Origin of the sequence: Pseudomonas alvandae, assembly GCF_019141525.1 — a bacterium.
Taxonomy (GTDB): domain Bacteria; phylum Pseudomonadota; class Gammaproteobacteria; order Pseudomonadales; family Pseudomonadaceae; genus Aquipseudomonas; species Aquipseudomonas alvandae.
Genome location: NZ_CP077080.1, coordinates 4,416,401 through 4,441,379, shown reverse-complemented (window position 1 = coordinate 4,441,379; position 24,979 = coordinate 4,416,401). Strand labels below are relative to the sequence as shown.

The 24,979-nt window shown below is 61.7% G+C and carries 22 protein-coding genes; 8 read left to right on the top strand and 14 right to left on the bottom strand.

The features are described 5' to 3' along the window. Positions 1-31: 31 nt before the first annotated feature. Positions 32-1,882, bottom strand: coding sequence for a sigma-54-dependent Fis family transcriptional regulator (locus KSS97_RS19635; RefSeq protein WP_030138083.1), 1,851 nt, complete (start codon positions 1,880-1,882; stop codon positions 32-34). Positions 1,883-2,302: 420 nt separating this feature from the next. Between KSS97_RS19635 and KSS97_RS19630 the strand changes: the two genes are divergently transcribed. Genes KSS97_RS19630 through KSS97_RS19605 form a run of 6 tightly spaced genes read left to right on the top strand, consistent with a single transcriptional unit; the run spans position 2,303 to position 8,254 of the window. After that, on the top strand, positions 2,303-3,397 hold the full coding sequence (locus KSS97_RS19630; protein WP_030142067.1) for an ABC transporter ATP-binding protein: 1,095 nt from the start codon (positions 2,303-2,305) through the stop codon (positions 3,395-3,397). Continuing rightward, positions 3,397-4,506 (top strand): ABC transporter ATP-binding protein, encoded by a 1,110-nt coding sequence (locus tag KSS97_RS19625; RefSeq protein ID WP_217859956.1) that lies wholly within the window; start codon positions 3,397-3,399, stop codon positions 4,504-4,506. The genes KSS97_RS19630 and KSS97_RS19625 overlap by 1 nt, the downstream gene beginning before the upstream one ends. Continuing rightward, on the top strand, positions 4,503-5,369 hold the full coding sequence (locus KSS97_RS19620) for a carbohydrate ABC transporter permease (protein WP_030142069.1): 867 nt from the start codon (positions 4,503-4,505) through the stop codon (positions 5,367-5,369). The genes KSS97_RS19625 and KSS97_RS19620 overlap by 4 nt, the downstream gene beginning before the upstream one ends. Before the next feature lie 10 nt (positions 5,370-5,379). Then, positions 5,380-6,180, top strand: coding sequence for a carbohydrate ABC transporter permease (locus tag KSS97_RS19615; protein WP_217859955.1), 801 nt, complete (start codon positions 5,380-5,382; stop codon positions 6,178-6,180). 10 nt (positions 6,181-6,190) lie between these two features. After that, positions 6,191-6,463, top strand: coding sequence for a DUF2160 domain-containing protein (locus KSS97_RS19610; RefSeq protein ID WP_217859954.1), 273 nt, complete (start codon positions 6,191-6,193; stop codon positions 6,461-6,463). A 48-nt stretch (positions 6,464-6,511) separates the two neighbouring features. Further along, complete coding sequence (locus KSS97_RS19605) at positions 6,512-8,254, top strand: ABC transporter substrate-binding protein (protein WP_217859953.1); 1,743 nt, start codon at positions 6,512-6,514, stop codon at positions 8,252-8,254. Between the two features lie 176 nt (positions 8,255-8,430). On the opposite strand, the gene KSS97_RS19600 is transcribed toward KSS97_RS19605, so the two are convergent. Next, positions 8,431-9,372, bottom strand: a complete 942-nt coding sequence (locus KSS97_RS19600; RefSeq protein WP_217859952.1) for an alpha/beta hydrolase — start codon at positions 9,370-9,372, stop codon at positions 8,431-8,433. 182 nt (positions 9,373-9,554) lie between these two features. Here KSS97_RS19600 and KSS97_RS19595 point away from each other — a divergent pair, with 182 nt between their 5' ends. Then, on the top strand, positions 9,555-9,782 hold the full coding sequence (locus tag KSS97_RS19595; RefSeq protein ID WP_217859951.1) for a hypothetical protein: 228 nt from the start codon (positions 9,555-9,557) through the stop codon (positions 9,780-9,782). Positions 9,783-9,877: 95 nt separating this feature from the next. Further along, positions 9,878-10,420, top strand: a complete 543-nt coding sequence (locus tag KSS97_RS19590; protein ID WP_217859950.1) for a hypothetical protein — start codon at positions 9,878-9,880, stop codon at positions 10,418-10,420. Positions 10,421-10,547: 127 nt separating this feature from the next. Here the strand turns inward: KSS97_RS19590 and KSS97_RS19585 are convergent, their stop codons facing one another. From KSS97_RS19585 to KSS97_RS19530, 12 genes are all read right to left on the bottom strand, one after another. Then, positions 10,548-11,354, bottom strand: coding sequence for a ChbG/HpnK family deacetylase (locus KSS97_RS19585; RefSeq protein ID WP_217859949.1), 807 nt, complete (start codon positions 11,352-11,354; stop codon positions 10,548-10,550). Further along, on the bottom strand, positions 11,326-12,498 hold the full coding sequence (locus KSS97_RS19580; protein ID WP_217859948.1) for a GNAT family N-acetyltransferase: 1,173 nt from the start codon (positions 12,496-12,498) through the stop codon (positions 11,326-11,328). The genes KSS97_RS19585 and KSS97_RS19580 overlap by 29 nt, the downstream gene beginning before the upstream one ends. A gap of 5 nt (positions 12,499-12,503) precedes the next feature. Then, positions 12,504-13,193, bottom strand: a complete 690-nt coding sequence (locus KSS97_RS19575) for a GNAT family N-acetyltransferase (protein WP_030142079.1) — start codon at positions 13,191-13,193, stop codon at positions 12,504-12,506. Then, positions 13,190-15,085, bottom strand: a complete 1,896-nt coding sequence (locus KSS97_RS19570; protein ID WP_217859947.1) for a hypothetical protein — start codon at positions 15,083-15,085, stop codon at positions 13,190-13,192. Before KSS97_RS19570 ends, KSS97_RS19575 begins: the two co-directional genes overlap by 4 nt. 377 nt (positions 15,086-15,462) lie before the next feature. Beyond that, positions 15,463-16,767, bottom strand: a complete 1,305-nt coding sequence (locus tag KSS97_RS19565) for an oligosaccharide flippase family protein (RefSeq protein WP_217859946.1) — start codon at positions 16,765-16,767, stop codon at positions 15,463-15,465. Then, the gene (locus tag KSS97_RS19560) at positions 16,764-17,768 is read right to left on the bottom strand and encodes a polysaccharide deacetylase family protein (protein ID WP_030142081.1); all 1,005 of its coding nucleotides are present in this window, start codon (positions 17,766-17,768) and stop codon (positions 16,764-16,766) included. The genes KSS97_RS19565 and KSS97_RS19560 overlap by 4 nt, the downstream gene beginning before the upstream one ends. Before the next feature lie 11 nt (positions 17,769-17,779). Next, entirely contained in the window at positions 17,780-18,916 is a 1,137-nt protein-coding gene (locus tag KSS97_RS19555) for a glycosyltransferase family 2 protein (protein ID WP_030142082.1), read from the bottom strand. Continuing rightward, positions 18,909-19,868, bottom strand: a complete 960-nt coding sequence (locus KSS97_RS19550) for a glycosyltransferase (protein ID WP_217859945.1) — start codon at positions 19,866-19,868, stop codon at positions 18,909-18,911. Before KSS97_RS19550 ends, KSS97_RS19555 begins: the two co-directional genes overlap by 8 nt. Then, positions 19,865-21,235, bottom strand: a complete 1,371-nt coding sequence (locus KSS97_RS19545) for an O-antigen ligase family protein (protein ID WP_217859944.1) — start codon at positions 21,233-21,235, stop codon at positions 19,865-19,867. The genes KSS97_RS19550 and KSS97_RS19545 overlap by 4 nt, the downstream gene beginning before the upstream one ends. After that, positions 21,232-22,335, bottom strand: coding sequence for a glycosyltransferase family 4 protein (locus KSS97_RS19540; protein ID WP_217859943.1), 1,104 nt, complete (start codon positions 22,333-22,335; stop codon positions 21,232-21,234). Before KSS97_RS19540 ends, KSS97_RS19545 begins: the two co-directional genes overlap by 4 nt. Next, entirely contained in the window at positions 22,332-23,924 is a 1,593-nt protein-coding gene (locus KSS97_RS19535) for a GumC family protein (protein ID WP_217859942.1), read from the bottom strand. Before KSS97_RS19535 ends, KSS97_RS19540 begins: the two co-directional genes overlap by 4 nt. Before the next feature lie 15 nt (positions 23,925-23,939). Beyond that, on the bottom strand, positions 23,940-24,962 hold the full coding sequence (locus KSS97_RS19530; protein ID WP_030142087.1) for a polysaccharide biosynthesis/export family protein: 1,023 nt from the start codon (positions 24,960-24,962) through the stop codon (positions 23,940-23,942). Between the last annotated feature and the right edge of the window lie 17 nt (positions 24,963-24,979).

Genomic DNA, 24,979 nt, shown 5'->3' with positions numbered 1-24,979 from the left:
CGAGCAAGCTCGCTCCCACACAGGATTAGTGTCAGCTTTCAGATTGTCGCAGGCGCTTGTACAAGGTGTTGCGGCTGACTCCGAGGCGCCGCGCCAGGTGGGAAATGTTCCCGCCCACCGCCTGCAACTGGCGGTTCAGGTCTTCGGCATCGTTCAGGTCCACCGTCAGTGGCTCCGGCGTCTCCACCGGTTCCATTTCCAAGTCAACGAAGAAGTCGTCAGGAAGATGCTCCGGGCGGATCGGCTGCTCCTCGGCCATGGCCAGGGCAACTTGCAGCACACTGCTGACTTGCCGCAGATTGCCCGGCCAAGGATGTTGCTCGAACAACTCCAGGACTTCACGGCTCAGGCCAGCCCATTGGGTCGGCTCGCGGTGGTGTTCCCAAAGGCGTTTGAACAGCGCCTGCTTGTCGCTGCGTTCGCGCAGCGGCGGCAGCTCCAGGGTCAGGCCGCCGATGCGGTAGTAGAGATCCTCACGAAACCGCCCCAGTTGCACCTGTTCACGCAGCGAGCGGTTGGTGGCGGAGATGATGCGAATATCCACCGGGAAAAGCTCGGCGCTGCCCACCGGTTGCACGCAACGCTCCTGCAGGACTCGCAGCAGTCGGGCCTGGGTCGGCAGCGGCATGTCACCGATTTCGTCGAGGAACAACGTGCCGCGATCCGCCTTGCGGATCAGGCCAATGCTGCCCTTTTGATTGGCGCCGGTGAAGGCGCCTTTTTCGTAACCGAACAGTTCCGATTCCACCAGCTCGGCGGGAATCGCCGCGCAGTTGACCGCGATGAACGGTTGCTTGCAACGCGAACTGGCCTGGTGCAGCGCTTTGACGAACACTTCCTTGCCAACGCCGGTTTCTCCATGGATCAGCAGCGGAATATCTTTTTCAAGCAAGCGCTCAGCCTGGCGCACGGCTTTTTCCACGCGACTGTCGCCAAAGTGCAGAGAGTTGAGACTGATCCCGGTGTTGGCCGGCGCTGGCGTCGGCGAGGGCGTCGGTTCGGCGAAAATGCGTGGCTTGACCGAAAGCTGTTTCGGCCGCTTGAGCAGGCACTGGAAGCGATTGCGTCCGGACGCCTGCAAGGCGAACGGCAGGCCGTCGGGCTGGTTCAACAGCTCCATCAGCGAGACCTTGAACAGGCTTTCGATGCTCACCCGCGACAGGCTCAGGCCCAGCAGATTGTCGGCGCGGCGATTGGCCGACAGGATTTGACCGGTTTCATCGAAAATCAGCAGCCCGGCCCATTGGCTGTCGAGGTTGTTCAGCCCGGTGTTGAACGTCAGCTGGAAATGTTCACCGCGAAACAGGTTGAGGATCAGCCGGTTCTCCACGGTCTGGCTCATCATCTTGACCATGCCCAGGGTGTGGGAGGGCGGCAGATAGCTGTCGCTGGAGACGTCCAGCACCGCGATGACCTTGCGTTCGGCGTCGAAGATCGGCGCCGCGGAACCGGTCATGAAGCGGTTGGCCTTGAGGAAGTGTTCATCATGTTCGATGTGCACGGCCTGCTCGCAGGCCAGCGCGGTGCCGATGGCGTTGGTCCCGGTGCAGCGCTCCATCCAGCTCGCGCCGGCGCTGAAGCCATGGGCCAGTTTCGGGTCGATGAAGCGCTGGGTGCCCCAGGAGGTCAGGACCTGGCCTTGATGGTCGGCCAGCATGATCAGGCAATTGGAATTGCTGAGGATGTTCTCGTAGTACGGCAAGACTTCCTGGTGGGTGGTCTGCACCAGTGAATGCTGGCTCTCCAGCAACTGAGCGATGCCGTCGGCCGGTAGTTGATCGAACGCAGGCACGCTCTGGTGATTCAGGCCAAAGGCACGGCAACGGGACCAGGAAGCCTGGATGATGGCCTCGTGGGTCAAGGCAGGAGCAGGTGCGGCCATGGGACACTCTCGCAGGAGCTGTTTTTATTGTTGTGGCAAGTCTCGCACAGGTTCCTTGTGCTGGGGCAGGCCTGAATATCACTTCATATACAGATCCTGTGGGAGCGAGCTTGCTCGCGATGGCGGTGTGTCAGTCACATCAATGCAACTGATCCACCGCCATCGCGAGCAAGCTCGCTCCCACAAGGGATATCGTCAGGCCGGCAGATAGCGTTCTTTCAGTGTTGTTCAAAATTGTTCATTGTCAACCGGCTGGTTGTTCAGTTGTTCATTCCTGATTGTTCACTTGTGTTCACCAACGAACGTCTTTTCCCAAGGAATCAGGGGAAATATCAACCTGATCAATAGGTTGCGATTTCTGGCACGGCTTTCGCTTTTGTATTCGGGTCGCTTGACTCCAAATAATAAAAAGGCCGAGCCATGTCATTAAAGCTTGAGCACATCTGTCGCACCGTCGAGGGCCAGCCCTGGATCGACGATGCCAATCTGAGTTTCGAACCCGGATCCTTCAACGTTTTGCTGGGCCGCACGCTGTCCGGTAAGACCAGCCTCATGCGCTTGATGGCCGGGCTGGACAAACCCGACAGCGGTCGCATCCTGATGAACGGCGTCGACGTCACCAACCGTCCAGTACGGCTGCGCAACGTGTCGATGGTTTACCAGCAGTTCATCAACTACCCGACCATGACCGTTTTCGAAAACATCGCCTCGCCGTTGCGCCAGGGCGGTGTGTCCGAAGACATCATCCAGGGTAAAGTCCTAGAAACCGCAAAAATGTTGCGGATCGAAAAATTCCTCAAGCGTCACCCGCTGGAATTGTCCGGCGGTCAGCAGCAACGCACGGCGATGGCCCGGGCGCTGGTGAAGGATGCCGAGCTGATCCTGTTCGATGAGCCGCTGGTGAACCTGGACTACAAGCTGCGCGAAGAGCTGCGCCAGGAAATGCGCGAACTGTTCCAGGCCCGCCACACCATCGCTGTCTACGCCACCACCGAACCCAACGAAGCGTTGGCCTTGGGCGGTACCACGACGATTCTTCACGAAGGCCGGGTGATCCAGAGTGGTAAATCTTCTTCGGTCTATCACCAGCCACAAACGGTGCTGGCGGCCGAATTGTTTTCCGAACCACCGATCAACCTCATGCCCGGACGGATCGCCGGCAATGAAGTCAGCTTCGCCAATTTCGTCCACTTTCCGCTGAACGTCGACCTGCGCCCGGTGGGTGAGGGCGAGTTCCGATTCGGCGTGCGCCCCAGCCATATCTCCCTGGTGCCCAGCAATGACGACGACCTCGAACTGGCCGTGACCGTCGAGGTGGCCGAGATCAGCGGCTCGGAAACGTTCCTGCATGTGCGCAACGAACACTTCCTGCTGGTGCTGCATTTGCCGGGCGTGCATGAATACGACGTTGACGCGCCGATCCGCATCTACATCCCGACCCATAAACTGTTTGTCTTCGACGCCCAGGGCAAGCTGGTCCAAGCCCCGGGCCAGCGTATTGCGAGGGTTGCCTGATGGCCGAAATTCGTTTGCAGAACCTCGCCCACAGCTACACCAGCACCCCGGTGGGCCCCGAGGACTACGCGATCCGCGAGATGAACCACATCTGGGAGCAGGGCGGCGCCTACGCGTTGCTCGGGCCTTCGGGCTGCGGCAAGTCGACGTTGCTCAACATCATTTCCGGCTTGCTCAGCCCGTCTGAAGGGCAGGTGATGTTTGACAGCAAGGTCGTCAACGAGCTGACCCCGGAGCGCCGCAACATCGCCCAGGTGTTCCAGTTCCCGGTGGTGTACGACACCATGACGGTGTTCGACAACCTGGCCTTCCCGCTGCGCAACCAGGGCATGGCCGAGGCGCGAATCCACACCAAGGTGCAGGAAATCGCCGAGGTCCTCGACCTGCAGAATCTGTTGGATAAAAAGGCTCGCAACCTCACCGCCGACGAAAAACAGAAAGTTTCCATGGGCCGCGGGCTGGTGCGCGACGATGTGTCGGCGATCCTGTTCGACGAACCGCTGACGGTGATCGACCCGCACCTGAAATGGAAGCTGCGGCGCAAGCTCAAGCAGATTCACGAGCAGTTCAACATCACCATGGTCTACGTCACCCATGACCAGTTGGAAGCCTCGACATTCGCCGACAAGATCGCGGTGATGTACGGCGGCCAGATCGTGCAGTTCGGCACGCCACGGGACTTGTTCGAGCGGCCGAGCCACACCTTCGTCGGCTACTTCATCGGCAGCCCCGGTATGAACCTGATCGAGGTCTCGGCCCAGCCCGGTGGCGTCGGCTTCGGATCGACCCACTTGCCGCTGTCCGACACCTTGCAGCGGCGCGTCGCCGAAGCGCAAGGCAAAAGCCTGAAGGTCGGCATTCGTCCCGAGTTCGTGCATGTCTGGGATGGCCCTTACGACGACGCGATGCGCGCGGATGTCGTGCATGTCGAAGACCTGGGTACCTACAAGATCCTGACCCTCAACCTCGACGGTGCGCCGCTGAAAGTGCGCCTGGCCGAAGACAAGCCGGTGCCGGAAGGTACGGCGTACATCAGTTTCCCGGCGCAATGGCTGATGGTCTATGCCGATGAGTATTTGCTGGAACCGTTGAGCGAGGTGCAGCCATGAACAAGGTGCAGAACAACAAGGCCTGGTGGCTAGTGCTGCCGGTATTCCTGCTCGTGGCCTTCAGCGCCGTGATCCCGATGATGACGGTGGTCAACTATTCGGTGCAGGACATTTTCGACCAGTCCAGCCGTTACTTCGTCGGCGCCGACTGGTACAAGCAGGTGCTGCTCGATCCCCGTTTGCACGATTCACTGTTGCGCCAGTTCATCTACTCGGCGTGCGTGCTGCTGATTGAAATTCCCCTGGGCATCGCCATCGCCCTGACCATGCCGACCAAGGGCAAATGGTCGTCCCTGGTGCTGATCATCCTGGCGATTCCGTTGCTGATCCCGTGGAACGTGGTCGGCACCATCTGGCAAATTTTCGGCCGCGCCGACATCGGTTTGCTCGGTTCGACGCTCAACGGCCTGGGAATCAACTACAACTACGCGGCCAACACCATGGATGCCTGGGTCACTGTATTGGTGATGGACGTCTGGCACTGGACGTCGCTGGTGGCGCTGCTGTGTTATTCGGGGCTGCGAGCGATTCCCGACGTCTATTATCAAGCGGCGCGGATCGACCGAGCATCGAACTGGGCCGTGTTCCGGCACATCCAGTTGCCGAAGATGAAGAGTGTGCTGCTGATCGCCGTGATGCTGCGCTTCATGGACAGCTTCATGATCTACACCGAGCCGTTCGTACTCACCGGCGGCGGGCCGGGCAACGCCACCACGTTCCTCAGCCAGACCTTGACGCAGATGGCTATCGGTCAATTCGACCTGGGCCCGGCGGCGGCGTTTTCCCTGGTGTATTTCCTGATCATTCTGTTGGTGTCCTGGCTGTTCTACACCGCCATGACGCACTCCGACGCCAACCGTTGAGGCCCGCACAATGAGCAAGAGAAAGCTGATACCCCTGCTGATCTACATCCTGTTCCTGCTGGTGCCCATCTACTGGCTGCTGAACATGTCGTTCAAGAGCAACACCGAGATCCTTGGCGGCCTGACCCTGTGGCCGCACGATTTCACCTTCCACAACTACAAGGTGATCTTCACCGACCCGAGCTGGTACACCGGTTATCTCAATTCGCTGTATTACGTCAGCCTGAACACGGTGATTTCCCTGGCGGTCGCGTTGCCGGCGGCCTATGCGTTTTCCCGTTATCGGTTCCTCGGTGACAAGCACCTGTTCTTCTGGCTGCTGACCAACCGCATGGCGCCACCGGCGGTGTTCCTGCTGCCGTTCTTCCAGCTGTATTCGTCCATTGGTCTGTTCGACACGCATATCGCCGTGGCCTTGGCCCATTGCCTGTTCAACGTGCCGCTGGCGGTGTGGATCCTCGAAGGGTTCATGTCCGGGGTGCCGAAAGAAATTGACGAGACCGCCTACATTGACGGCTACAGTTTCCCCAAGTTCTTCGCCAAGATCTTCGTCCCGTTGATTGGCTCCGGCATCGGCGTCACGGCGTTTTTCTGCTTCATGTTTTCCTGGGTCGAACTGCTGCTGGCACGCACGCTCACGTCGGTGAACGCCAAGCCGATCGCGGCGGTCATGACCCGTACCGTGTCGGCGTCGGGTATCGATTGGGGCGTGCTGGCGGCGGCGGGGGTGTTGACCATCCTGCCAGGCATGCTAGTGATCTGGTTCGTTCGCAACCACGTGGCCAAGGGCTTTGCCCTGGGCCGGGTCTGAGGAGTCGATGATGGAATGGATGAACTGGACCGTCCCGACGGCGGCGTTTTTTGGTGTCATCGCCTTGTTGTTGATAGGCATGACCTCGTGGGAATTGCGTTCGCCGAGCATCCCTCGGCGTGGTTTCCTGCCGATTGCCACCACCCGTGGCGATCGGTTGTTTATCGGTCTTCTCGGTAGCGCCTACCTGCATCTGCTGGTAATCGGCGCCACCGACTGGAGCATCTGGATAGCGTTCGCGTTGTCTTTGGTGTGGCTGTTGGCAGTGATGCGGTGGGGCTAATCGCGACCATTCGACGATCAGGCTCTTAAACCCAAACAGGAGGTCTCTATGTTCGATAAAAACAATAAGCTGCGACATAGCGTTTCATTGGCAGCCGCGCTGGCATTCAGCGGGCTGAGCGCTTCGGCCTGGGCCGACGCTTATGAAGACGCCGCTAAAAAATGGATCGGCAGTGAATTCAAGCCGTCGACGCTGACAGCCGAGCAGCAGCTCGAAGAGTTGAAATGGTTCATCAAGGCCGCTGAGCCGTTTCGCGGGATGAAAATCAACGTGGTGTCGGAAACCATCGCCACCCACGAATATGAATCCAAGGTGCTGGCCAAGGCCTTCAACGAAATCACCGGGATCCAGCTGACCCACGACCTGCTGCAAGAAGGCGACGTGGTGGAGAAGCTGCAGACCCAGATGCAGTCGGACAAGAACATCTATGACGGCTGGGTCAATGACTCGGACCTGATCGGCACGCATTTTCGCTACGGCAAGACCGAGTCGATCACCGACCTGATGGCCAACGAAGGCAAGAATTTCACTTCGCCGACCCTGGACCTCAAGGACTTCATCGGCATTTCCTTCACCACCGCGCCGGACGGCAAGGTCTATCAACTGCCCGACCAGCAGTTCGCCAACCTGTACTGGTTTCGCGCCGACTGGTTCGAGCGTGCGGACCTGAAGGCCAAGTTCAAGGAAAAGTACGGCTACGAGCTGGGTGTACCGGTGAACTGGTCGGCCTATGAAGACATCGCCAAGTTCTTCTCCGAAGACGTCAAGGAGATCGACGGCAAGCGCGTCTACGGTCACATGGACTACGGCAAGAAAGACCCGTCCCTGGGCTGGCGCTTCACCGATGCCTGGTTCTCCATGGCCGGCGGCGGCGACAAAGGCCTGCCCAACGGTTTGCCGGTGGATGAGTGGGGCATCCGTGTCGAGGACTGCCACCCGGTCGGTTCCAGCGTGACCCGTGGCGGCGACACCAACGGCCCCGCAGCCGTGTTCGCCACCACCAAATACGTGGACTGGATGAAGAAGTACGCGCCACCGGAAGCGGCGGGCATGACCTTCTCCGAATCCGGCCCGGTGCCGTCCCAAGGCAACATCGCCCAGCAGATTTTCTGGTACACCGCGTTCACCGCCGATATGACCAAGCCGGGCCTGCCGGTGGTGAACGCCGACGGCACGCCGAAATGGCGCATGGCGCCTTCGCCACGTGGTCCGTATTGGGAAGAGGGCATGAAGCTGGGGTATCAGGACGTGGGTTCGTGGACGTTCATGAAGTCCACGCCTGAGAAGCAGAAACTCGCGGCCTGGCTCTACGCGCAGTTCGTGACGTCCAAGACGGTTTCGTTGAAGAAGACCATCGTCGGCCTGACGCCGATTCGTGAGTCGGACATCAACTCCCAGGCGCTGACCGACCTGGCGCCGAAACTCGGCGGCTTGGTGGAGTTCTACCGCAGCCCGGCCCGCGTGCAATGGACCCCGACCGGGACCAACGTGCCGGATTATCCACGCCTCGCGCAGTTGTGGTGGAGCCACATCGCCGAAGCGGCCAGCGGCGAGAAGACTCCGCAACAAGCCCTCGACGGCTTGGCCAAGGACCAGGACGCGATCATGACTCGCCTGGAACGCTCCAAGGCCCAAGCCACCTGCGCACCTAAGATGAATCCTGAGCGCGACGCGCAATACTGGTTTGATCAACCGGGTGCTCCAAAGCCGAAGCTGGCGAACGAGAAGCCTAAAGGTGAAACGGTGAGCTACACCGAGCTGTTGAAATCTTGGGAGGCGGCGCGCAAGTAACCTTGTACCGGCAATAAAAAACGGCACCGAGAGGTGCCGTTTTTTTTACCCAGGATCTGAAGTAACCCAATCCCCTGTGGGAGCGAGCTTGCTCGCGATAGCGGTGGTTCAGTTTGCATCCATGTGAATGTGCCGCCGCCATCGCGAGCAAGCTCGCTCCCACAGGTGGTTGTGGATCAACCCGCTTTGTTCGGGCTGGCCTGGGAGTTTCCAGCCACCGATGAGGGGGTACTTTTCATCAACCCATCCAACGCCTGCCGATACGTCCTGCCCGCCAGGCTCATGCTGTTGTTGTGCGTGCCCCCTGGCACCAGCAACAAGCGTTTGGGCTCCCGAGCTGCGTTGAACAGTTGTTGGCTGAAACGCGGCGGTACGTAGTTGTCCGCGGCGCCATGAACAATCAGCAGCGGCATGTTGATCTCGCCGATCTTGTCGATGGAGTCGAACTTCTGCGACAGCAGCCAGCGAACCGGCAAGGATGTGTCGGCCATTGCGGTGGCGACATCGCCCAACGAGGTGAAGGTGGATTCGATCACCAGCCCTCGGGCCGGCACCGGGGTGCCGTTGCTTGCAGCCTCCTGGCCCAGTTCCGCCGCCAGGTCCACCGCCACGGCGCCACCCAGCGAGTGACCGTAGATCAGCCGCAGGGTCGGGTCCGGTTGCAGCTTTACGAGACGCTCCCAGGCGACTCGCGCGTCTTCGTAGACGCTGGCTTCCGACGGCAGGTCCCCCTGACTCTTGCCGAAGCCACGGTAATCGATCGCCAGCACCGAATAGCCCAGCGCCCTTAATTGCTGGATGCGAAACAATTGCCCGGTCAGGTTCCAGCGTACACCGTGCAAGTACAGGATGGCCGGTGCGTTCTTGCGTTCAGCCGGCCACCACCAGCCATGGATATTTTCCCCGGCCTTGAAATTCTTGGGCTTGAGATCGAATTCCTGCAAACCGCTGGGAAGGCCGCTGAACCAGCTCGCCGTTCCCGGCTCGATGCGAAACACCAGCTCGCGCTCCTTGTGCTGCAGCGCCGCGCAGCCCACTGGCAGGCCGACCACCATCGCGCTCATCAACGACCAGGCCAGCCAGCGCTGTTTGAAGCGAGAACATAAAAATGCGGGCATCGATGCGATTCGCTACTCGGACAGAAGCTGCTTTTTAGCAGATTCTCTGGATTGCGCGCAGGGATTTCGGACAGTTTGCCCGTGGTTTCGCTCTGCCTTTCCAGGGTACGTGCAACCCGATCGAACTCTCGCCGTTTCGCCCCACTCGAAAATTCGACAACCATCACATCGAGGACGACATCATGACGATCGAGCATTCCAAAGGGCAGACCCAACCTGGCAACAATGCACCGGCGAAAGACGCTTCCGGTGAGCCGGTGGATGTGGTCAAGCGCGATGTGCGCCAGCCGGATTCGGCAACTGACAAAGTGGACAAGACGATCACGCCCAAGTCGATCAAGAGCCATGAACAGGATGCCGAAAAACTTCAGGATAAGGTCGCCCAGGTGGAGAAAAAGCTCGACCGATAGACGACGCTGTCATTCGTCCGGAGCGCACTTTTCATGGCTGGAAAATACTTCACCCGTGTGCCTTACTCCTTGTTCCTGAGGGGGAGGGCAACGCGATGCGACGTAGAAGCGCACAGTATTGGCTTTGGGTGAACAGCCGGTTGCCAGGTCGCAACCACGAAGAAGTTCTTGGGGACGGCACGCAGGTCGAGGTCCAGGCACGGATCAACCAGCAGAGCATCACACAGGTTTTCGTTTGTGTTTACCGGCCGGATGGCTCCGTCTGGGTCGAGGAATTCCATGACCGCGCCTTGCGTGAACCGCTTCCCCAGGCGCTGGAATGGGGCCTGGATCGGGCGCGGGAAATCGTCGCCGGTACGGCAGGCTTCAAGGCACCTCACCGGATCCAGATGACCCTTGGGCCGTTGATCCAGGACGAATGCGCCCTGGCGCTCAGGCGCATGGACATGAGCGATGAAGAACGACACAGGCTCAAGGCCCGGGATGCATGGGTTGAATACCTGAATGCCAAGGCAGCGATGCTGGTGCTGATGCGTTCGGTCCGGGTCGACGCCATGGTGTGGGAGGCGCAAAGACGTCGGCTGCGTGAAGCCATCGATCGCCGTGCCTCGCTGGCGCGGGTGAGCCTGGGTCACTGACGTCGACGCAAGGCATGCAGCTATTGCTGTGGGAGCGGGCTTGCTCGCGAAGACGGTGTGTCAGTCAGTAAGAATGTTGACTGTCAGGACGCTTTCGCGAGCAAGCCCGCTCCCACAGGATTTGCGTTTAACTCGGTTCTGGTGGAGTCACTCCCACGTCAACCAGCACGAACCTGCGCCCATTCTCGCCATACCCCACCTTCGGCACCCCCGCCAGGCGCTGGTGCAGCACCTGGGTCAGTGAGTTGCCCGGTAGCAAACTGGCGTCACCGAAGTCGCCATCCAGTTCCAGTGGATGAACGATCACTTCCAGCGAACCGTGGCCCGGCGGCGCGGCGTGGTCAAGGTCCGCTGGTGTGCAGACGTAGTCGGCGGTCGCGCCGCACAGCCGGCGCAGGCGATGGTTGAACAACGTCTTGAAGATGCGCTTGGGCACGCTCAGGTTGGCCCCCAGGTTGCGCGCCAGCCGCACCGGTACGCCGTGTCGCGCGGCGAAGCGTGCCACCAGCTCTCCGACGGGCCAGATGTTATGCACGTGCTGATGCGAGTCCAGGTGGCTGGGGCGCAGGCCACGGTCCAGGCAATGTTGCCACTGGGCCTGGAGCTCTTCTTCCACCGCCGCCAGATCTCGCGATCCAAGACGCAGGCAGTACCGCGACAGGTTCAGGTCGAACTCGCCGGCGGCATTGCAAAACCTTTTCCGTGACCTGATCGCCTGACTCAGCGGCGGCCCATAACTCAGGTTGAAATGCAGGCCGACGCGCCCTTCAAGCAACGGGTGCCGGGACAGTTCGCACGCCTGGTCGAACCCCGGCATGTTGGCCATCGCCGTGGCGGAGCTGATCACGCCGGCCTCGAAGGCTCGCAGGATCAGGTCGTTCTCACTATGGCTGAGCCCGAAGTCGTCAGCGTTGACGATCACTTGGCGGGGCATTCGTATTCTCCTGGTGCTTGGTGGAAGACGCCGTCGTCGCGGCTGGTTTGGCCTTGCGCTTGCCGAGCCAGGGTTTCAGGCTCTTCCATAGCCGCAAGGCCAACCCCAGGAGCAAGCCATCGGGTTGCCAGGAGTAAAAACTCCAGCGCCACTGTTCAAGTTGTCCGGTCATGCGCTCGTGCAGTTGGTGGTTGGAGTTCTCCAGGCTGACCCGCGACGCATCGATCCACCGCCAGTTTTCGTCCAGCCCCCAGCGAATCCACTCTTCGAGCAATACCCGGCCGCTGCCCAGGTCGGCGTGTTGCGGCAGGAACGCCAGGTTGTAGTCATACAGCCGGCCCTGATCCAGCAGGCCGAGGCGATAGCTGATGCATTCGCCGTGCAGCTCCAGCATCACCACTCGCACCAGGCCCTGGGCGGCGAGGGCGGTGAGGGCGAGGTTCATCCATTGCCGGCGAAGGGGGGTGGCGAAGATGCCGACGCCTTCCTCGCCTTTCCAACTGGCGTCCTCGACATCGGCCAGGGCGCGCAACAATTGCCCCATGCTGATGGCGTCTGGCGTTATCCGACGGATCTCGGCACCACAAGCCGCGATTCGCTTGCGCGCTCGCCGCAGCTTGTAGCGTGGATCGCCAGAGATCTCCTGATGGTCGCTTTCAGTGATCAGGTGCACCGGAACCCGGCAACTGAGGCGCCGCTCTCCGGTGGAACTCAGCGCCATCCAGGCGCTGAGGACGCTTTGCTCCCCGACGGGCTCGATCACTTCATTGATTTGCAACAACGCGTGAGGCAAATGCTGACGGATCTGCATCAACGCCTGGCCCATGCTTTCGGCGTCCATGCGCGCCAGCAGGGCGATGCGGTCGGCCATTGGAAAACCCAAATGACGCAACACCCGGAACCGCAGCCCGCCGATACGTTCCAGTCCTGATATCAGGGGCAGGCAGAAGCACAAGGTCTGGTCCTGCCAGCCCAGCAGGATATGCAGTTGCTGCTCCGGCACCAGGGCGAATTCCGCCGCTTGCAGCCAGGCCAGGGTGTTGAACGGTGTGGCGTCGGCCACCTGCGTTCGCAGCTGTTCATAAGCTGTTGCAGGGAAATCCTCCGCGCCCAGGGAGCGACACCATTGGTACCGGATCGCCATGGAAGTCAGGCCGCTGCTGTCGAGGTAACCGGCTGGGCCGGTTTACGAAAGCCGTCCAGCACAGAACCGCGGTAAAGCGTGTCGCGAAAGAACCTCCAATGACCGAACAGGCGATACACGTGGGTGATCTTGCCGCGCTCCTGGAAGCCCATGCGGATATGCATCTTGATCGCCTGGACGTTTTGCAAATCGCAGACATCGACCATGGTGTGGCACCCCTGGTCCGCCATGACTTTCCACACTTCCAATTGCATGTCCGCCGAGATACTGGTTCCCCAGTATCGACGAATCGCCTCGCCACCGAACTGGAAGTACTCGCCAGGCTTGATCGGAAAGTTGCAACGATAGAAATGACGGTCGAAATAGTCCCGGGTACTGGCCCAGGCGAAGCCCACGGTATCGCCCTGATCATCCAGGTACATCAAGCCTGTATAGCCTTCGGCCGCCAACTCGCGCATGGTTTCGACGCGGTCGCCGAAGTGCCGGGCAAATGCGTCGGCGTTGGCGATTGTGATGAATTCCAGGCGCATTGGTGGGTAGGGCTTGAGGTTGTGTGGGGGGAGCGGGGTGCGTATATCGTGCTCCAGCCACACCAGTCGGGTATGGGAAAATACGTAGCGTCTGCATAGCTGTTTTAGGACGGCGCGCAGACCTTTTTTCTGGATGTGATCACGCAATGTTTGCAGAGCGTTCATGGTGCCTCCTGACGGGTGGCGGGTTGGGGTGAAAGCGGAGCTGTCCAACCGAGGGCGAACACGGTTTCCCCTGGCAGGAGAAAGCCGACCTGGCCGGCCTTGCAATCAAACGGAACGTTTTGGCTGCGGTTGTCCGGGCCGAAATACAGGAGGCTCATGCCTGGCTGGGGGCAGGCCGTGCCGTCGAGGCTGACCTGATGGGCTCGGGTGCTTTTGTTCACGCCCAGCAGGTTGCGTTGCTTGCCGGTGGCCATGGCCAGTACGTCGACTTCAAACGCGTCGTTGTCCAGGCGCAGCACCTGGTCGAGCCAATGCTGCTGGATGAACTGCTGGGCCAGGCCTACGGGCTTGAGTTCGAAGCGCTCATTGTCCAGCACCCGCACCATGCCTTTGGGGTATTCAGGTTCGTCGGCGAGCATGAACCAGTTGAGCATGTCGAGCCATCCATCCGCGGAGGCGTTGATCGCCACCGAGGTCCACCACAAGGCCGCGTAGTGGGTCTCCTGATCGTAAGGGCTCAGGCTCGAGCCGCTGGACATGTTGGTCTGGTCCAATAGCAAAGCCTTGCGGGGCCGGCCCTGGCTGTCCAGTCCCACCAGGTTGGCGGCTTGGCGGACGCTGTCGCGATAGACCCGGGTTGCCAGCAGGTCGCGGATCATCCATTCATGCCAGGCCAGGGCGTCGATCTGATCGTCGGACGTCGCGAGCAGGCGCCGTGCCCAGTCGATCCCGCGCTTGTCAGCTGCATTGTCGGTAAAGGGGCCATTGGTGAACCGGGAGCTGGCGGGTATGGCGATGCGGACACCGGCGCGTGCGTTGGCGGGATCGGCGCGGACCTGGGCAGCCATGCTTTGGAACACTTGCTGGAAACTGGCGAAGTCCGGGTAGTTCAGGTTTGGCTCGTCGGCAAAACTGAGGTAGTGGACGCCGTTGTCGTCCGAGGCTCGGGTCGACATGAGCCAGGCTTGCAAGCCGCTGAGACTGGTCCGGTCGGCCTGCAGATCCGCCCGGCGCTGACTGGCGGCCAACAGGGTAATGTCTTGGCTGATGCCGAAGCGCCCCCGGTACAAGCGTCGGAAAGCATCTTCGTGATTGACCTTGGCCGCCATGACGTCGACGAAGCTGTAGAGGGTTGCCGCCTGGGGTTTGAGCGCATCGAGCACCGCGTAGCTGGAGGGCGGCAGTAATTCATAGGGCATATAAATGCCCAATTTGGGGGTCGTGCCGAGCGCCTCGTCGTGCAGCGTCAGGTGGGTCTGCCCCGGATCCTGGCGCACGGGTTGCAAGTGCGCCGGGTCTTGGGCGAACAGGTTGGCGGTGCCGTCCAACCAGAACGCGACCTTGCCGTTGCCTTGCAGGTGCACGCGCCAGATTTGGTCCGCGTCCGCCACCGGGAGGGCCACCTGATCGAATTGCCAATAGGCCCGCTGTGGCTTGAGATTCAGTTGCAGCTGCTTGCCGTCCGCAACCCGCCGGGCTTGCAACGCACGTACGCCGCCGTGGAACTTGCCCGCCAGCACCGCCTGTTCGCCCGCTGCCACTTTGAAATACAGCTCGTCGCCATCGTGGGCTTCAGCACTGAAATGCACCTTGGCCGGGGCGAACAACGCACGGATGCGCGCGTCGTGTTCGACGCTATAGCGCCGGAAACTGTAGCCGGGAATTTCCAGTCGGTAACTGGTGGCGCCCGGCAGCAGCGGCCATTGCTGTTCGCCACGGGTCTGATCCGCCTTGACCAGGCGCTCTCCCGCCAATCGCCCATGGCCGTCGAGCAGATACAGATGTTCGGCATTGGCCTCGGCTTGCCAGGCGGGCACCCAGCGGACGGTGACGGTGTCCGGGCGGTCGGTTTGCAGATACAGGCTGCCGTCACGGATGCCGGTCCATTGCATGGACGCGGCCTGGGCCGAGCAAGCCAATACCAGAAGACATAGACCCGCCGCGATTCTCCTCTGTGGGAGCGAGCCTGCTCGCGAAGAGGCCGTCACCTTCAACATCACCGCAAACTGACCCACCGCTTTCGCGAGCAAGCTCGCTCCCACAGTGGACCTGCGGTGAATGCGGATGCCATGTCCAACACCGGACCCTTGTGGGAGCGAGCCTGCTCGCGAAGAGGCCGTCACCTTCAACATCACCGCAAACTGACCCACCGCTTTCGCGAGCAGGCTCGCTCCCACAGTAGATCTTCGGTGGATGCAGATGCCATGTCCGCCACCGGACCCTGTGGGAGCGAGCTTGCTCGCGATGGCGATTTTGCTGGACAAGGTATTCACGCAGATTTTCCCAACAGCATCTGACGCATCGGCAGCAGATCGCTGGGCAGGATAATCAGCGTCTGCCACGGCGACACGCCGCTGAGGCGGCAATACATGGCGAGCATCGGCAGGGTCACGCCCAGGTAGGCAATTGAAGAAGCGGCGGCAGCGCCGACGATGCCGTAGCGCGGGATCAGGATCACGTTCAGCGCCAGGTTCAACAGCGCCCCCCCGCCCATCATCAGCGAAACAGCGCCGGGGCGGTTCTTGCCCAGCAGGTCAAGGCGCAGGATGCTCGCGTAGCACAACCCGAACACCCCTGGCAGCAGCGCCAGCAGGGCAGGGTACGCCGGTTGATAGGCGCTGCCGAACAGGGTGACGATCAGCCATTCGCCGACCAGTGCCATGCCCAGGCAGGCGCCCAGCATGGCCGTGGCGGTCAGGCGCAAGGCCAACGGGGTCAGGCGCTTCATATCGGTGTCTTGCTGCAGGAGCCTTTTCATCAGCGGCGTGGTGACCGCTTCCGGGACGATATGCAGCAGTTCCGCGGCGGCGCTGGCCATGGCGTAGTGTCCCAGCGCCGTGCTGCCCAGCAGTGCGCCGATGAACAGGTAGTCCGAGCGCATCATCAATTGCTGGAACAGGATATCCGGGTGACTGCGGACACCGTAATGCAACAGTTCGTTCTGGCCGGTGCGGTCCCAGCGCAGGGTGATCGAATGATCGCGACGCAACCACATCCAACCTGCCAGCACCACCAGGCTCAGGCCCGCCAGCCAGCTGATCAGCGCTGCTTCCAGCGCCGTGTCTTTCCATATCCAGAACAGCGCCACGAAGAGCAACAGCGGCACCAGGGATTCCATCAGCCGCAAGGCGTTGAACGCGCCAACGCCGCCGGAGGCGTTGTGCAGCGTCAGTAGGCCGCTCTTGAGTACCGCAAGCGGTACGGCCAGCAACAGCAGCCAGGCCAGCAGCCCCAGTTGCACGGCGATGTCCAGTTCGGCGCCGAATTCACGTACCAGCGCCACCACCAGCAACGTCAGCAGTCCCGCCAGGAGGCAACCGAAGACCAACACATGGCTGAGCAGCAGGCTCATCGAGCGGTGCTGCGCCGCCTGATAACCCACGGCGGAATTCAGCCCGCCACTGGTGATGGCGCTGATCAAGTCCGGCAGGGTGCTGAGCAGCGCCAACAGCCCGCGTTCGCTGGGCCCCAGGATCCGTGCCAGCAAGACGTTGCGCAACAGGCGCAGGCAGAGCATCGCCAGGCTTGTGCCCATGCTCAACACCAGGAGCTTGAGGTAACGTGCGCGGTTCATGAGCGGGCTCCTCGACGAATGCGCCAAGCCAACAATTCCGGGTGGCAGGCGTTGCGTTGGCTGACGCCGAAACGCGGCAGGTTCAGCGGGTCGCCGTCATGGCGATACAGTCCGGCCTGGGTGCCCAGCGCGAACGGAAAACCGTGGGCCGCCACATGCTCGCGCACACGGGCGTCGTTGTCCCCGTTGGGGTAGCAATACACCGGCAAGGGCTGGGCGCAGCCATTCTCCAGGGCGGTCCAGCTGCGGGTCAGTTCCTCGTGCAGGCGCTGGTCGTCCAGGCCCGTCAGAATCGCGTGGCTGGCGCCATGGGGGCCGAAGCGCACCAGGCCGGAATCTTCGAGCATGCGCACCTGGGTCCAGTCCAGCGCCTGGGGTTGGGCACCGTGCGGACAGGCTTCGGTGAGGTCGCTCAAGGTGCGCGCATCGAGGGTCTTGAGGCTTTGCAGATAGTGCAGTAGCGCCAGGCTGCGGCGCTCGTCGTCGATATCATCGAGCAGCACCGGCAACGGCCGGCCGGCGTGCTGCAAATGCTCGATCAGCGAATGCCGTGCTACCTGCCCATGGCTGCCCCACAGGGTTTCGCCGATGCTTTCCCACCAGAAGTGCTGGCGGCTGCCGACGAAATCGGTGGACAGGAAAATGCTCGCAGGCACTTGGTATTGGCGCAGCAGGGGAAAGGCGTTCATGGCATTGTCGCGCCAGCCATCGTCGAACGTCAGGGCCACCCGGGGACGGTTTGGAACGCTTTCAGGGTCGGCCAGCAGCAATGTCATCAGGGGCACGCATTCAAAATGCCGTTGCAGCCAGATCAGCAAATGTTCGAATGCATCGGGCCCCACGCACAGCTCGTTGCGATGGGGCAGTTCGGCGGCGCGGTCGTTGTTCAGCACCCGGTGCAGCATCAGGATGACGCCGGCGCCACGCAACGGATGGCGACCCAGGGACGTGTTCAGGTACAGCCAGCCGCCGGTGCGCTTGAAAACGTATTTGATCGACATCGGCCATCTCCTTAACGATTCTGCTCGGGATTCCATTGGCTGTAGCGCTGGCCTCGCAGGAACTGCCAGAGCCCGATGCTCATGCCCGCCAGCGTCACCAGCACGAACGCCGCCAGGCGAAAGGGCCGGGGCAAACGGTGGCCGGCGTCCAGCAACCCGATCAGTGCCATGGCGTAGCCGAGCAACTGCGCCACCAGGCTCAGGCGATAGAACGGATGGTCGTTCCACAGCCAGGCGTTGCTCAACAACAAGGGCAGCAGCAGCACCGGCGCCAGGCGGCGGATCAATTTGTGGCTGATCAACCCGATGGCATAGAGCCCATGACGCAGCGGGTTGAGCAGTTCCCGACGCTGGGCGAGGCTCTGCAACCCGCCGACGGTGACCCGCTGGCGACGACGAAACTGCTTGCCGGCTTCGTCCACGCCCTGGTCGGTCACCCGGGCCTTCGGTGCATAAACGATCGATTTGCCGGCTGCCGGCGCGCAGGTGCTGAGGAAAAAGTCATCGTTGACTTGCGCCGGTATCGGCTGGAACAGTGCCCGGCGCAGCGCCAATAACGCGCCGTCGGCCGAGACCATGCAGCCTGTGCGGCTTTCCACCCGGCGCAACCAGCCTTCATAGTGCCGATAAAGGCTGTCGCCCAGGCTCAGGCCTTTGCCCGGCACGGGGATGTCCATGTGCCCGGCGCAGGCGCCAACTTCCGGATCGCCCAGCGGCGCCAGCAAGTGGCCGAGCGTGTCCGGGGCCCATTGATTGTCCGCGTCGGTGAACACCAGGATCTCGCCATAGCTATGGGCCACGCCGGTATTGAGGGCGGCGGCCTTGCCCTGGCGTGGCAGGTCGAGCACGGTGATGCGCGAGTCGCCGATTCTGCGCGCGCAGGCCACGGTGTCGTCGGTGGAACCGTCGCTGGCGAGAATGATCCGCAGCGAATGCGCCCGATAATCTTGGGCCAGCAAGGTGCGCAACTTTTCTTCGATGTGCCGCGCCTCGTTGTGGGCGGCGATGACGATACTGACATCCATCGGCAAGGGTTTGCCGTAGCGCCGTACCGGAAAAAAAGGCGTCAGTAGGGTTAACAGCACGGGGTAGCCGAGGTAGGCGTACACCGGCAGCAACAGGCAAGACCAATAAATGAATTCAGCCACGGGCAGGTCTCCTGGCATTCCATTGAAAAAGATTGAGCAGCAACGCGGCGCCAGTCAGGTGCAAGCGCACCTCGTGCAAGGCCCACAATTGCAACGTCAAGCGCGGCGCGCGGTGGCTCTGGCGCAGGCTGAGAAACAAGGCCGGCAACGTGGCGATCAATAACAGCATCAAGGCCGGGCGCGCCTGGCCTTGGAGCAGGGCGACCAGTGCCAGGAAATCCAGGCCCCAGATGCCCACCGACAGCGCAGGAAAACGCAACAGGCGCAGGCTCGGCCCGTGACTGCGCAACAACTGCCAGTGACTGCCCTGGCGCCACAGTTCCTTGCTCATCCACTCGCGCCAACTGCCTTCGTAACCCCAGTGCAAGGCCAGGCTTTCAGTGACCAGCAGCAACTGCGCACCGGCTTCGCGCAAGCGCAGGGAAAAATCCTTGTCTTCACCGGTGCGCAGGGTTTCGTCGAAACCGCCGACCTGGTCGAACCAGGTGCGGCGCATCAGCAGGTTGGCGCTGGGCAGCCACTGCACCCGGCGCAAGGGGCGCGATCCCGGGCGCTGGCTGCGGCGCTGCCACGCTTGGGCGAACCAAGGCGCTTGCGCGGGCGTGTCCAGGTCAAGCCCCAGCACATCACCTTGGCGGCCTTCCATTTCAACCAACAACTTGAGCCAGTCGGCCGGCATTTCCATGTCGGCATCGATGAACGCCAGCCATTCACCGCTGGCGACCGCCGCGCCGCGGTTGCGCAGGGCGCCGATGTGCACGCCAGGCACGATCAGCACACGTGCGCCCAGTTCGTTGGCGATGCGCGGGCCGTGATCGTCCGAGCCGTTGTCGACCACGATCAGCTCGCATTCCAGTTGCGCCTGGCGAGCCGCTTCCTGCGCGGCCAGCAACGTACGGCCGATGTGGCGGGCCTCGTTGTACATCGGGATGACGACGCTTACGCGGCTCATGAACGGGCCTCCTGCGGCTCGACCTGTTCGGCGTGGTAGCGCAGCACACTGGTCAAGGCGAGCATGATCCACAGCAACTTGTGGTTCTGCGCGCTGAGGAACATCAGGAACAATGCCAGCGACAGGAAACTCATGCCCAGGTGCGTCAACAGGTCCGCCTGGGCCCAGTCCCGACGCTGGAGCCAGAGTTGGCGCGCGCGCACCAGGTTGTAGAGGCCCAGCCCAATCATGCCGACAAACATCAAGCCGGCCGGCACGCCGACTTCGCTGAAGATCTCCAGATAGGTGTTATGGGCCTGGCGGTACAGATCCCCCCGTTTGCGATTGGCCGAGAACGCCTTCGCGTAACCGGTGGGGGCGTAGTGCTCTGGAAACGTTCCCGGGCCGGAACCGAGTATCGGCTTCTCCCGGATCATCTGGCTGCCCACCAAGATGTACGAGGCGCGGCGTCCCAAGGATCCGTCCTGGTAGGCGTTGGCGCCGGAACTGAGAATGCTCAATGACTGGATGCGTGCCACGTAGCCAGCCGGCATCACGGCGATTGTCGCTGGAACAGCCAGCGCCAGGCCGAGCATCGCGAACCCCAGGTGCCGGGGACGTATGCGTGGCAGCTGCGCCCTGTAGTGATACAACCCGATCACCAGGCTGAGCAGCAACACGACCAGGCCTGAGCGTGATTCGGTCTTGGTCATGCCGCCCAACAACAGGATGAAACCGCCACCCCAGAACAAGCGTTGCAGCAAGTTCTGGCTGCGAATGGTCAACCACAATGCCAGCGGCACGGTAAACGCAATCAACAGGGCAAAGGCGTTCGGGTCCTCCAACAGACCCGAGGCGCGGCCCTGATCCTGGTATTTGGCTGAAAACATCGCGAGCACGCAGGCCGTGGCGACGCTCACGGTCATCAGTCGGGCGAACATATCCAGGTTCAGCTCGCGGCCAATCAGCAACGTGATCACGAACAGAATCAGCCCTACCGAGAGTTCACGCAGCTGTGTCAGGGACAGGTCCATGTTTTCCGAGATCAACAGGCTCAGGCCATACAGGGCCATGAAGCCGAGCAGCGGCTTCCAGATATTGCTGCGCAAGCGCGTCGCAGGAATCTGGTGCAAGGCCAACTGCAGCATCAGGATCAGGATCAGCGCCACACCGAAGAATTTGCTGCCGGAAAACGCGTTGTCCTTGAACAGGCCTTCGAACGGGAGCAGCGCGGCAATGCCCAGCAAACCCCAAGTGGGCTTGCGGTACAGCATGGCAACGCCCACGAGCCCAAGCACCGCACCCGGTGCGAGAAACGGATAAGGACTGGCCAGCAATGCCAGGCACACCAGCCCCAGCAGACTGACGATCGAGAGCGGGACGATCATGGCCGAGCCTCCCGTGCCGTGCGGATATAAAGTTGTGACCAGCGTTCGGCCAGCGTGCGCAGGTCATAGCGGTCGCTTTGGGTACGGCGCGCGTTGTCGGCGAGGATTCGCGCCAGGGGCGGTTCGCTGTACAGCGTTTCGATCTGGCGTGCCAGCTCCTCGCTATCGGCCGGCGTGGCGAGCAGGCCGTTGTGACGGTCCTGCAGGATATCGGGAATACCGCCGACGCCGAACGCCACCACCGGCACGCCGGCCTGCATGGCTTCGAGCAGGATCATCGGCGTGCCTTCGGTGCGCGAGCTGATTACCAGCGCATCGAGGCGGCTCCACCAGTCGTCCATGTCGGTCTGATAGCCGGGCAACTCGATGCGCGTTGGCAGCCCGGCATCGGCGATGCGTTTGAGCAACGGCTGGCGTTCCGGGCCATCGCCGAGCATCACCGCGTGCAGCGAAGCATGGCGCTGGCACAGCGGGATCATGGCGTCGAGGAACAGGTCCGGACCTTTTTCGCTGCTCAAGCGGCCGACGTAGCCGACCCGCCAGCGTTGCCTGTCGTCGCGATGGGGCAGCGGCGTCGTGGCGGCTGGCAAACCGTTGGGAATCACGTCGAGCTTGTCCGCGTTAACGCTGGCCCGGCGGTGCAGCGCGGCGATGCTTTCGGCCACGCAAACCACACGCTTGACCGGCGCGGTGCGGCACAGTTGCAGGCTCAGCCACGTATAGAACCGCTGCTTGGGACTGCGTGGCGTGAAGCCGTGCTGGGTGATCACCAGCGGCAGGCGCAGCATCGTTGCCGCTGCCCAGCCGAACAACAGGCCCTTGAAGTTGTGCGTATTGATCAGCGGTCGCTCGTCGCGCCGGTGCCGCAAATGCTGCAAGAGCTCGGCCCAATTGGCGCAATGGCAGCAATCGACCCCGGCCTGGCGGAACCGCGTGATCAACGTCGGCGGCGCCGCCAGGAACACCACTTGATGCTGGCCGGGCGTCGCCAGGCAATGATCGAGCAACATCCGCTCGGCCCCATAGAAGCCCCCGCTGTCGAGCAGATGAATGATCGACAGGGGGCTGTCTTGGCGGGACGGGCCGAACGGCGCGTTCAATTTCTCACCCAATGGACAAGGCTGGGCACGCTCCAGTTGCGGTGCGGGTTGATCTGTTCGGGCGATTGCTCGTTGATCACCAGCAGCACCGGCAGATCCAATTGGTGGCTGATTTGCGCAGGGTGCTTGAAGCGATGGTCGAAGAACTCACGCACATAGACCAGGGCGATCGCCAGCAGCAGGCCGCTGAACAGGCCGAAGGCGATGATCAGCACCGGCTTGGGAAACGCTGCGGCGGTCGGTTCGAACGGCGGGCTCAGGACCCGGGCATTGGACAGGTCGTTGTCCAGTGAACGGGCGGAACTGGCTTCGGCGAAGCGTTGGGCATAGGTGGAGAACGCCGCGTGGAGCGCGTTGATCTCGGTGTCCATTTGCCGCAGTTTGCTCTGGGTTTCCTGCAACTGGTGGATGCGGTCCTTGAAGGCGGCGATGCGTTCGACTTTCTGATTGATCACCGAGCTGACCACCGCCAGGTCGGTGGTGCGTTCCTGGATGCGGTTATTCACCACTTTCAGGAATTGCTGGCGGGTACGCATGATCTGCTCGCGCGCCAGCAACATCGGTTCGCTGCTGGGCTGGAAAATCGCCAGGTCGTTCATGTAGCGGCTGACCTGGCTGGTCAATTGCTCACCCAATTGCCTGATTTCCCTGTCCTCGAAGGCGATGTTGTCCACGGTGGTGGTGAAGGTGAAGGGGAAGGTGTAGTCGTTGAACCGCGAGCTGTTCGCCGCCGCCAGGCTGGTCTTGAGGTAATCGAGCCAACGTTGGCTTTGCAGCAGGCGATCCTGGTACAGGTTCAGGGCCTGCTCTTCGGTGTTGATCGCATTCAAGCGGAACGTGATTTCTTCCTTGGGATCGGAAGAACCAACGCCCTCGAGCAGCGTCAGCCGGTTGCCTTCCAAACCGTCAAGGCGCGTCTGGTACTGGACTTTCTTCTGCTCGTAGAACGTCTGGGGCAACTCGATCGACTGCAAGTCCTGGCGGCCGGTGAGGTAGTTCTGCAGCAGTTGCCCCACGAACCGGGTGCCCTGGGCCGGATCACCGAAGCTGTAGACAATGGAGATCACGTTGGAACCGGGCAGGGTCTCGATCTTCAGGTTTTCGATCGCCTCGTCGGTCAGCGTGTCGAGCACCGTGTCGCGCACGGGGTCGACTTCAAGCCCCAGGCCGTCACGCACCGGGTTGATGACGTATTCGCGCAGCGGCTGGGTGATGTAGCGCTTGAACGGTTCGCTCACCCATTTGTTGAGGACGCCCGGGCTTGGGGTGTATTCCCCCTGGTCGCGCAGGGCCTTGATGGTTTCGCGAATCAACGCTGGCGAGCGCAGGATGTTGCTCTCGGTTTCCATGTCCGCCAGGGATGGCGGAACGAACGTCGCGTTTTCCTGGTTCAGCGAAGTCGTGGCATCGCCTTGGGAGAGTTTTTTCGACTGGACGATCACCTGGGCGGTTATGTCGAAGCTCTGCTTGAGCATCAACGGCAGCACCAGGGCGATCACGGCGAAAATCAGGAAGACGCGCTTCACCCACTGCTTGTTGGCAAAGAAGATCCTGAAGAACTCGTGCAGGTAGTTTTCCTTGGGATTCATGATCATTCACCCGGGTCAGTTGCCGTTGCTATTGTTGTCGAGGTCATAACCGAAGCTGACGCCAACGCCCTGGAACAGCACCACGTCGGCCAGTTGCCGGGCCATTTCACCGGCTTTGGCCAGGCCGGTCTTGGGTACGAAGAGCATGTCTTCCGGTTGCAGGTAGGCGATCTGCGACGCATCGCCGCTCAGGGCTTTTTCCACGTCGTAATGACGGGTTTCGACCTGGTTGCCGTTGCGGCGCATGATCACCACCGAGTCGAGCCGGGCCTTGACGTTGGTGCCGCGGGCCAGGGTCAGCGCCTCGAGGACCGAGATGGGCCGGCGGATCGGGTAGGAACCGGGTTGGGCCACTTCGCCCAGCACATAGATCTCGTTGCCGGCGGTGGACTTGAGCAGCACGTCGACGGTCATGTGGCCTGGCAACTGGGCGTAGCGCTCGTTGAGGAAGGTCTCCAGCTGGGTAACGGTCATGCCTTGCAACGGCACGGAACCGATTTCCGGGAAGGCGGCGTAGCCATCCCGGCCCACGATGATCTCCCGGCTCATGCCCGTGGCCGGGTGGATCAAGGTGTTGCGCAAGTTCGCCTCACCGGACATCGGGCTGGTCACCAGGACGCTCAATTGGTTGCGGTTGGGTTGGAACAGCATCTTCTGGTTGTAGGCACGCTGCACTTCCAGGCGTGCCTCGTCGGTGGTCAGGCCGGCGACTTTCACCGAGGTGTTGGCGCCCGGCAGTTCGATAGTGCCGTCGGGCATCACCTGTTGCGTGCCGTTGAGCTGGCTGGCAGCGGTGAAGTTCAGGGCAACCTGGTCGCCCGGCTGCACGCGATAAGCCTGGGACGAGGTCGTGTCGATGTGAAAAATCACATCCAGCACGTCCTGCGGCCGCAGCGTCTGTTCGACCCGGGGCATGTCGGTGGCCTGGGCATTGGCCGGCGCGGCCGTGAGGATCTGCACCGGCATCGTCGTGTTTTCGTTGTGGCTGGAGCAACCGGCAAGCGGCAGCAACAGCAGGACAAGCATTCTGGCGTTCATCTCGTCATCCTTTTGCA